The 7,736-nt window shown below is 42.9% G+C and carries 7 protein-coding genes; 2 read left to right on the forward strand and 5 right to left on the reverse strand.

The window, feature by feature from the left end; translation table 11 throughout:
- Positions 1-21: 21 nt before the first annotated feature.
- The 5 genes from ACFSMW_RS08440 to ACFSMW_RS08460 form a co-directional block, all read right to left on the reverse strand.
- Positions 22-1,095, reverse strand: coding sequence for an ABC transporter substrate-binding protein (locus tag ACFSMW_RS08440; RefSeq protein ID WP_390354732.1), 1,074 nt, complete (start codon positions 1,093-1,095; stop codon positions 22-24).
- Entirely contained in the window at positions 1,092-1,874 is a 783-nt protein-coding gene (locus ACFSMW_RS08445; RefSeq protein ID WP_390354734.1) for an ABC transporter permease, read from the reverse strand. The genes ACFSMW_RS08440 and ACFSMW_RS08445 overlap by 4 nt, the downstream gene beginning before the upstream one ends.
- A gap of 22 nt (positions 1,875-1,896) precedes the next feature.
- Complete coding sequence (locus ACFSMW_RS08450) at positions 1,897-2,670, reverse strand: ABC transporter permease (RefSeq protein ID WP_390354781.1); 774 nt, start codon at positions 2,668-2,670, stop codon at positions 1,897-1,899.
- A 19-nt stretch (positions 2,671-2,689) separates the two neighbouring features.
- Positions 2,690-3,799: an ABC transporter ATP-binding protein gene (locus ACFSMW_RS08455; protein ID WP_390354735.1), complete on the reverse strand. Its 1,110-nt coding sequence runs from the start codon at positions 3,797-3,799 to the stop codon at positions 2,690-2,692.
- 231 nt (positions 3,800-4,030) lie between these two features.
- Entirely contained in the window at positions 4,031-5,038 is a 1,008-nt protein-coding gene (locus ACFSMW_RS08460; protein WP_390354737.1) for a zinc-ribbon domain-containing protein, read from the reverse strand.
- 226 nt (positions 5,039-5,264) lie between these two features.
- On the opposite strand from ACFSMW_RS08460, the gene ACFSMW_RS08465 reads away from it, so the two are divergent.
- Together ACFSMW_RS08465 and ACFSMW_RS08470 are read left to right on the forward strand one after the other, a co-directional pair.
- Entirely contained in the window at positions 5,265-6,062 is a 798-nt protein-coding gene (locus ACFSMW_RS08465) for an ABC transporter ATP-binding protein (protein WP_390354738.1), read from the forward strand.
- Complete coding sequence (locus ACFSMW_RS08470; protein ID WP_390354740.1) at positions 6,052-7,692, forward strand: hypothetical protein; 1,641 nt, start codon at positions 6,052-6,054, stop codon at positions 7,690-7,692. The genes ACFSMW_RS08465 and ACFSMW_RS08470 overlap by 11 nt, the downstream gene beginning before the upstream one ends.
- The last annotated feature ends 44 nt before the right edge of the window (positions 7,693-7,736 follow it).

Below are 7,736 nucleotides of genomic sequence, written 5' to 3' on the forward strand. Positions count from 1 at the left end.
ATGCTTCAGAAATGAATATCACTATTTGCGATGCATTTTGAATTCCAAAAACAAGTCATTATAATAAGCCAAGTTCTTTTGCCCCAGATTTTCGTAAACTTCCAGCCGGTCAGTTAATGCAGGGGGCGGGTAAAATCGCTTATCCTCCGTCATATCCTTAGGCATGTATTTCAAGGCAGCTTTATTCGGTGTAGAATACGCTACATATTCCGTGTTCTGCGCAGCCACCTTGGCACCCAGCATGAAATTGATGAATTGATGGGCAGCTTTCACGTGCTTAGCTGTTTTTGGGATAACCATGTTATCGAACCATAAATTCGATCCTTCTGAAGGCACCACATAGTCGATGTCTTCATTCTCTGCCATAATATCTGCCGCGTCACCCGACCAAAGTACTGCGATAGCTGCTTCATTGTTTTGCATAAGCAATTTATTCTCATCACCGACAATAGCTTTGACGTTTGGCATCAGGGAGGAAAGTTTTTGTTTGGCTTCCTGCAGATGTATACGGTTCGTGTCATTCAGCGAATATCCAAGGCTGTTCAGCCCCATGCCCATTACTTCACGTGCTCCGTCAATCAGCAGTATTTTATGCTTCAGCGCAGGGTCCCATAAATCGTTCCAGTTCCGCAGCTTTTTTCCACCCAGCAGTTTTGGGTTGTAGGCAATGCCGACTGTCCCCCAAAAATAAGGCACAGAATATTTATTTCCTGGATCAAAAGGCAAATCCATGAAACGTTTATCGATATTTTTTAAATTGGGGAGCTGGGAACGATCAAGCGGGAGAAGCAAATTTCCCTTGATCATCTTATCGATCATATATTCGGAAGGAACTGCCACATCATAGGTAGTCCCGCCCTGCTGAATCTTTGTCAGCATAGCCTCATTAGAATCGAATGTTTCATAGATAACCTTGATTCCTGTTTCATTCTCAAATTGTTTGATCAGATCGGTATCGATGTAATCGCCCCAGTTATAGACAGTCAGCGTTTTTCCACCAGCATATCCTTCACCTTTATTCAAATCATGGACGATATACAATAGCAACACACAAACCGCCAGTCCAGCGGCTAAAAAGGCCAGGAGTTTTTTCATTTGCGAACATTCACTCCTTTCATGTTCACTCGGCGGGTAACCATGTAGTAAATGCCGACCAGGGCAATCGTGACAACGAACAGTACTGTTGACAATGCATTAATATTCAATGAAATGCCACGTCTGGCCAGTGAATAAATTTCAACTGATAACGTGGAAAAGCCATTGCCAGTTACAAAAAAGGTGACAGCGAAATCATCCAATGAATAAGTCAGCGCCATGAAAAAGCCTGCAAAAATGCCTGGAGTGATATAAGGGAAAACAACTTTTGTCAATACGTTCCAGTTATTGGCCCCCAAATCCCGCGCTGCATCCAGCAGAGACGGCTTCATTTCGGAAAGTTTTGGCAAGACAAGCAGCACAACGATCGGAATAGAAAACGCGATATGGGATAACAGCACTGAATAAAAGCCGAGTTTCAAACCGATCAACGTGAAAAGGATCAAGAACGACGCTCCCATGATGACATCCGGACTGACAATCAATATATTATTTAAAGATAAAAAAGTGTTTTTCGTCCTTTTTTTCTTTAATGTATAAATACCGAGTGCGCCAAACACACCGATAATCGTAGCAAAAATGGAAGACAGCAGCGCAATGATCAGTGTGTTTAATACGATGATCAGCAGACGCGTATCATGAAACAATTCACGATACCAGTCCAGTGTGAAGCCGGTAAAATGAATCATGGTACCACCCTTGTTAAATGAGTAGAATACAAGGTAAAAAATGGGTGCGTACAAAATGAAAAAGACCACAACCAGAAAAATTCGCGCCATTGGCGATAAGCTTCTTCTCAATTTACACACCCCGCTTTCTGTCACCTGTCAGGAACATGATCAGGAACATGGCAATGATCAAAAAGACTGCAATTGTCGCACCCATGCCCCAATCCTGGGTCACAAGAAAATGTTGTTCAATCGCTGTACCAAGTGTGACCACACGGCTTCCTGCTATCAGCCTTGTCAGCATGAATAATGATAGCGCCGGGATGAACACAATCTGGCAGCCAGATTTCACGCCATTAATTGTCAATGGGAAAATGATCCTGCGGAAGGTTGTCCATTTGGATGCGCCGAGATCCTTTGCGGCATCTATATAGGTGTCATTCAGTTCGTTCAGCGCATTGAAAATTGGCAGAATCATGAACGGTATAAAAATATATACTGCGACAAAAATGAAACTGAAATCAGTAAACAAGATTTGCTGCCGCCCAATGCCGAAAACTTCCAGAAGGCTATTGGCAAGTCCATACTGGCCGAATATACCAATGAACGCGTAAGCCTTCAAAAGCAGATTGATCCATGAGGGGACGATGATCAACAACAGCCAGAACTGCTTATGTTTGGTTTTTGTCAATAAATAAGCAGTCGGGTAAGAAACGATTAACGCGATCAATGTGATCAAGAACGCGTACCAGAAAGAACTGAATGTCATTTTCAAGTATACAGGTGTGAAAAATTTTTGATAGTTGACCAGTGAAAAGTGCCCTTCTACATCGAAAAATGAATAATAAAGCACGAGCAGCAGCGGTGCAGCAACGAAGAAAACAATCCATAAAACATAAGGAATCATGTACAATTTTTGATATCGCTTATTCCCCAATGGTATCCTCCTCCGCATAAGACTCCAGCCGGCGGTCGAATTCTTCCTCCGTTTCCCCTACGACCATGACATGGATCGCTTCCGGGTCGAAGTAAAGTCCAATCTGTTCACCTGCTTTGGCTTTCTTGGTAGAGTGTACGAGCCACTCATTGCCATCTTTATCATGACAAATGATCTCATAATGCACGCCGCGGAATAGTGTTGAATGCACACTGACCTGCAACTTACCTTTTTCCCAAGGAACGATTTGTAAGTCTTCAGGGCGGATGACGACTTCTACTTTCCTGTTCGCTTGAATGCCTTGGTCGACACATTCAAATTCCTTACCTGTGAATGACACGAGAAAATCCCGAATCATCGTGCCTTTGACAATGTTTGACTCACCGATGAAATCCGCGACAAAGCGATTGACCGGTTCATCATAAATATCGGTCGGTGTTCCACTCTGCTGGATTTTGCCTTTATTGATGACAAAAATCTCATCTGACATGGCCAGCGCTTCCTCTTGGTCATGGGTGACAAAAATGAAGGTAATGCCGAGCCGGCGCTGGAGCTCGCGCAATTCATACTGCATTTGTGTCCGCAGTTTCAAATCTAGAGCAGACAGCGGCTCGTCCAGCAAAATCACTTGCGGTTCGTTTACAATTGCACGTGCTATTGCGACGCGTTGCCTTTGGCCACCGGACATTTCGCTGATTTCCCGTTGCTCATATCCGGCCAGATTTACAAAGCTCAAAGCTTCTTTCACTTTTTCCGTTATTTTTTTCTGTTTGAATCTCTGGATGCGCAATCCAAAGGCAACATTTTCAAATACATTTAAATGCGGGAAAAGCGCATAATCCTGAAATACTGTATTAACCTGTCTTTTGTTGGCAGGGACATGATTGTATATATGATTGTCGAAACGCACTTCGCCTGAGGTCGGCTGAAGAAAACCGGCTATCAAACGCAATATCGTAGTTTTGCCGCAGCCAGAAGGACCCAGCAGTGTGTAAAATTTACCGCGCTCGATTTCAAAATTCACATGATCCAGCACAGGAGCATCCACGCCAAACTGCTTTGTCACATTCTCAAACTTAATAATCGTGTTATCGCTCATTTTCAACCTCCTGTAGAAGGACAGCCCCCCGTTGCACTCTTGTATTGAAGTGCTATAGGGACGGACTGACCGGATTGATCTATTCATCATCATTCCCGTTTGAAACGACATGATTGCATGTCGATTTATTATTGCATGAATGCAGTGAAAATGGAATTGTTTTTTTTGGTGTGGAATGTATGCGATATAGCTTGTAAAAATGCTTGATGGCGGCGATACGCCCACTTTGTTTCACCTTTGCCTGTATCTCCCATATATATAGTCCAAAAAGCTTTTTGCAGAGGCTTGATCCAATTTTTTGCCGTCCACTATGATTGTATCCGTTTCAAACTTCTTTGTATCATCAAGCTTGTAGAATTCGATAGTGACTTCATGTGGCTTCTCGTCTTCGATAATAGTGCCAACATAAGAAACGATGCTTGTTTGCCCATACCTGTCCGCTAGACTCCATTTGCCATTTTCAAAAACAAAGTCGAGAACTTTATCGACTACCAAATCTGGATTTTCTTCAAAATGGCTATAGCGAATAGCGTTGACCGTATCATGGTGTGCAGGTGCAGGATAGAAAGCAGGCGGAATGATAAACATCACGGCAAGCACCATCACGGCAAATGCTACACCTGCAAAACCGACCCCGCCATGTTTTTCAAAGAGCATCTTTTTTTGACCGTTGGGTATATCCAGACGGTCTATCACTGCAATATGCTGCATTACATATTTTTCATACCATTTATTGCCGAATAATGCCGCAAGCAAATGAAAGCCAGCAGTAAAAAGTACATTTGCGGGATCAAGAATGAATGGCGTGTTGAACGAATACCCGCCTATTGCCAGCGATAGCATGAGCAACAGATAAATGCAGGCACCAATCCAAATAGGCTTATATATTTTCCGGTAACCGAGCCAGAAAAAAGAAAGGAATAACGCGGCGAAGTTGATCTGCCAGCGTTTTTTAGAAGACTTCTGCCAGCCCCGAAGGTAGTACAGTGCATTTGGACCGACAAAATTGGCGATTTCATCTGTCAGGTCTTTATTTGTATTTGCTGATGACTGCTTCGTGTTTATTCCGGCAGGAGATGAGGTAAGCGTAGATACTACCTCTGTTGAAAGCGCCGTGCCGCAATTTGGGCAAAAATAAACGTCTTTTGGCAATGGGGAGCCGCAATTAGAACAATACAGGATGGACACCTGCCTTTCGATAACATCTGTATAGGAAGATACGCCGCAGAAATGCAGCATTTTCTAAAGAGATTTCCATTAAATTTTAACATTAAGATGGGATATTCGGGAAATGTTTTTTGAAGGAAATGACCCAAAAGAAGCAAGCGGCCAGACGATGTGCATAAAGCCAACGTAGGTATTCATTACCTGGACCGCTCTTGCAATCATTTTCCCGGATTGATATGTTTGTAGAAAGAAATTTTAGAAGTGCAGAAATTCTTTCGAAATAAGGGGGGGCTAGTGAGTGGTTGACGAAAAAATCGTTTCACTAACAAATTTGTTCATGCGTTATCCGAACAAACAGGTACTTAACGGCATCAATCTTGACGTATACCGTGGTCAGATTATCGGCTACATTGGACCTAATGGAGCTGGTAAAAGTACAACCATCAAAATTATCCTCGGACTTGCAAGTGGATATGATGGCGAGGTAGAAATTTTTGGGAAAAACATCGCATCCGGGGATGATAGTTATAAACGAAAAATCGGCTATGTTCCGGAAAATGCGGATGTATATGACCAACTTACACCAATGGAATACCTCACCTTTGTGGGTGAACTGTATGGTATGCAGCGGCAACATGCTGAGCAAAAAGCTGGGCAGATGCTGGAAGCTTTTGAGCTGGAAGAATCGGCTCATGTACGGTTATCTTCGTTTTCTAAAGGCATGCGGCAAAAGGTACTGATCATTTCCAGTCTGCTGCATGATCCCGATTTGGTTTTTCTGGACGAACCGCTAAGTGGACTTGATGCAAATAGTGTGATGATCATCAAAGAGCTTTTGGAAAAATTGGCAGAAAGAGGGAAGACGATTTTTTATTCCTCACATATCATGGATGTGGTGGAAAAAATCAGCCATCGAATTGTATTACTTGCGGATGGTCATATTGCGGCTGATGGGTCATTTGAGGAACTTCGCAAAGAAAGTAAAGAAGGATCTTTGGAAGATATTTTCAATCAGCTTACGGGCTTTGTCGGACATGAAGAAAGAGCGGATGGCATTGCTGACCTGATCACGGAGGCAGCAGGACATGAAGAATGAATTTCGTTCATTAAAGCTGCTCGACCGTTTGCAATCCCTCTTCCGCAAATTTGGCATTAACTACCCAGTCATGCGTAAAATTCTGGAAGTGAAGCTGATCATGGACCAGCGCAGGGTGCCGACAATTTTCAGTGGAAATGCTTCGAAGAAAAAAGAAGGTAATCAGTTTGTCAAATCCTTATGGATATACGCACTATATGGCATTGCATTGATTTTTTTCATCTTGATCGGCGATAATTACATGTTTCAACTGGCCATCGTTTTCGGTATCAGCATGTTCATCTCGATGACATCCATGATTTCCGACTTCTCCACGGTACTGCTTGATGTTCGGGACAAAACTATTTTGCATACAAAGCCGGTGGATGACCGAACGATCAATGCTGCAAAAATGGTACATTTAACACTGTATATGCTGATGATGACGGGTGCTTTTCTGGGGGTACCGTCTATTGTCATGCTAATCAAACATGGCATCGGCTATTTCCTTTTGTTTCTTCTATCGACTATTTGGATGATCTTATTCATCATTGCATTGACAGCACTAGTTTACATCTTCATTCTTCGTTATTTCAATGGTGATAAGCTGCAAGATATTATTAATTATGTGCAAATCATTCTATCCATTTGCCTGATAATCGGTTACCAGGTGGCCATCAGGGTGTTTGATTTTGTCGATTTAAGCTTTGTCTATCATTTCAGCTGGTGGCATGTGTTTCTTCCGCCAATTTGGTTTGCGGCGCCATTTGAGCTGATATTGCATCATGATACGGCTGCCCATATTATGATGTTATCGATTATGGCTCTGCTTATTCCGTTGATAGCGATTTATTTGTACTATCGTCTCATGCCTGCCTTTGAAAGAAATCTCGAAAAGCTATTGGAACAGCCAGCTAAAGGGAAACAAAAAAGACGTCCGCTGATTACCATGTGGGAAAAACTACTGTGCCGAAGCAAAGCAGAGCGTGCTTACTTTCGATTTTCTTATATTTTGATGGGGGAAGAACGTGATTTTAAGCTGAAGGTGTACCCTTCCCTTGGAATGGCCATTGTATTTCCTTTTATTTTCATCTTTAATCTGCTCCATTCCCAAAGCTATGCGGAGGTTGTGCAGGGTAAAGGCTATCTCAATGTTTATTTTGCTTTGATCATTATCGGAGTGACGGTGTCGATGCTGCGCTATTCCAGCAAATACAAGGCGGCATGGGTACTAAGTGCGGCCCCTGTGGAAGATGCATTGAAAAGCTACAGTGCCGCATTGAAGGCCATGCTGGTAAAGCTGCTGCTCCCCATTTTTATCTTGGTGGCAGTGATATTTGTCGGGATTTTTTCGGTGCGTATCATACCGGATATGCTGATTGTAGGTGTTGTCGCGATATTGCAGACATTGATTTCATATAAGCTGCTGAAGGGAGATGACTTTCCTTTCTCTGAAAAGTTCGAAGCAACCAGTCAAGCTGGCAGCACTATCAAGTATTTCATGATGATGGCGTTTGTTGGTGTGTTTGCTGCCTTACACTATGTATCGACTTTGATTGTCCTCGGAAAGTACATCTACCTGGTCGTTTTGCTGATCGTAACCATTGCAGCATGGAAAAACATCTTTTCGAGCAGGAAAATGCTTGAATGAAGTGGTATATTTACGCCCTGACAAGGGGTGTCCCAGCACCGGCA

The organism is Tigheibacillus halophilus (genome assembly GCF_042683165.1).
In the GTDB taxonomy this organism is placed as follows: domain Bacteria; phylum Bacillota; class Bacilli; order Bacillales; family Amphibacillaceae; genus Tigheibacillus; species Tigheibacillus halophilus.